This is a genomic window from uncultured Roseovarius sp. (genome assembly GCF_947489715.1).
Classification (GTDB): domain Bacteria; phylum Pseudomonadota; class Alphaproteobacteria; order Rhodobacterales; family Rhodobacteraceae; genus Roseovarius.
The window spans coordinates 1-1,919 of sequence record NZ_CANLER010000026.1; the positions used below are offsets into that span (position 1 = coordinate 1).

The window sequence follows — 1,919 nt, forward strand, 5'->3', positions numbered from 1 at the left end:
GGCATCGACAGCTTCGACTACTGGGTCGCAGACGAAAACGGCATGCTCTCTAAAGCAACCGTCACAGTCGACATCTTTGAAGGTAGCTCGAGCGGCGGAGACGGAAACCCCGACAATAATAATGATCGTATTATCGCAGGCGACGATACGAAAAACAAGCTTGCCGGCACCATAGAGGCGGACGTGATCAATGGCGCGGGCGGAAACGATACGCTGATCGGAAACGCCGGTGATGATTTGTTACAAGGCATGGATGGCAACGATGTGCTGAAGGGCGGAAACGGAGACGATTCCCTTGAAGGCGGCGAGCATAATGACAAGCTGCGCGGTGGCGCGGGCCAAGATACCCTGGATGGCGGCGCTGGAAATGACTGGCTCAAAGGAGATAATGGTGTTGATACGTTTATATTCGTCGATGGACATGGCAACGACACGATAGCAGATTTCAATGCCGCGAATCCTGGCGAAAAAATCGACCTGAGCGCCGTGAGCGGGCTGAATGATTTCGACCAAATCGCGATGGCCGCGACGCAGCAGGGCCGCAATGTTTTGATCGAAACCGGGGCAAGCAGCTGGATCCTACTGCAGAATATCGACCTGAACGCGCTGGATGCCAGCGACTTCCTGTTCTGATCTGACGGCGAACCAGGTACCGACCGCATCGCTCTATAGGTGCCCGAACATGAGTAAAACAAATCCCCGCCGAAAGGGCGGGGTTTTCAGACGTCCATAACCGGCCGCGTTTATCAAGTATTCAGCACCGCCAGCGTTGGCAGGGACGAACGCCGCAGAACCCGTTTCACCACTGTGCCGATATAGGCCTGGCCTGTGTTCTGTTCATTAGTACCCATTACGATCAGCCCACAATTCAGTGCCTACGCGCTTGAGGATGAACACTCGACATCATGCCCATCGAACGATCCGACCGAAAAGACTATTTAATGAGTCAATGTATCCTCATCGCTCAGAGGGGCAGCAAAAGCCAGAAATAATCTCTGGTAAACCCTTCTTGATTGAAGAAAACCATATTGGGTTTGCTGAAGATTCCAGCATAGACATGGCGACAAATCTCTAGAAACTAAGGCGATTCTTCTCTGTCTCAATAAGCTCTTTAACATTTGCTAGTAACCGAAAGCCCTCTCTTTATAGAAAACGCTATGCTGTCTTAATTGCCGCAAGAAGTTGTCGCTGTGTGTCTTAGTCTCGTAAAACTGTACCATTAATTGTGTGGCACAGGAGAGCAAAACAGATGGCACGAAAACAGTATTTGGATGAAGGTGCGTTGAGGTTCTTGCGCGAGATTGAAGTACATTTTCAGCATGGGCCGGATGTTGCGAGTGTCAATCGCAAGGCAGGTATTTCCGATAAGATTCACTACTACGGGCGCAAAAAGTTTGGTGTAACGCAGCGACCTCAACTGCCGGAGATAACAGCACTTAAGAAAACGAATGAGCGACTCAAGAAGATTGCTGCGAACCTGCAGTCCGATAAGCTATTCCTGAAGGAGAGTCTGGATCATTTAAAACCTAAGGGCTGACACAGTCAGTTTGCGTTACCAGACCAAGTCAACCACTGGGTGTATGACATTTATGCACCTCCATTCTTGGAACGCCACTTTTCGAAGGTCGCGTAACTGATGCCGTAATTTCAGTGTAATTCCTTCGCGCCGATAACAGTTTGGCGTTCCTTCAAGATGCCAATAATCTGTTGTGGGAAAGTAGTGTCGAGAAATTTGCCAAATGCCTTGGAGCTCCATGAAATTTTATACGAAGGTTGGTTTTTGCATGATGGATTTTCCGAAGATGTTTAAACAAGAAAACGTTGCATGCTGATTTGTGAAAACCAGCCGGTCACTGCAGGTGCTGGTCGAAATAATCCCCGAGCTTTTCGTAGTCTTTCGCATAGACCAGCTTCAGTTT

2 protein-coding genes are annotated in these 1,919 nt (G+C 49.1%); both read left to right on the forward strand.

The genetic code is table 11. From position 1 onward, the window contains the following. On the forward strand, nucleotides 1–633 hold a 633-nt coding region (locus Q1B27_RS24405), incomplete at its 5' end, for a calcium-binding protein (RefSeq protein ID WP_367181392.1). Nucleotides 634–1,249: 616 nt separating this feature from the next. Beyond that, on the forward strand, nucleotides 1,250–1,537 hold the full coding sequence (locus tag Q1B27_RS24410; protein WP_299852783.1) for a hypothetical protein: 288 nt from the start codon (nucleotides 1,250–1,252) through the stop codon (nucleotides 1,535–1,537). The last annotated feature ends 382 nt before the right edge of the window (nucleotides 1,538–1,919 follow it).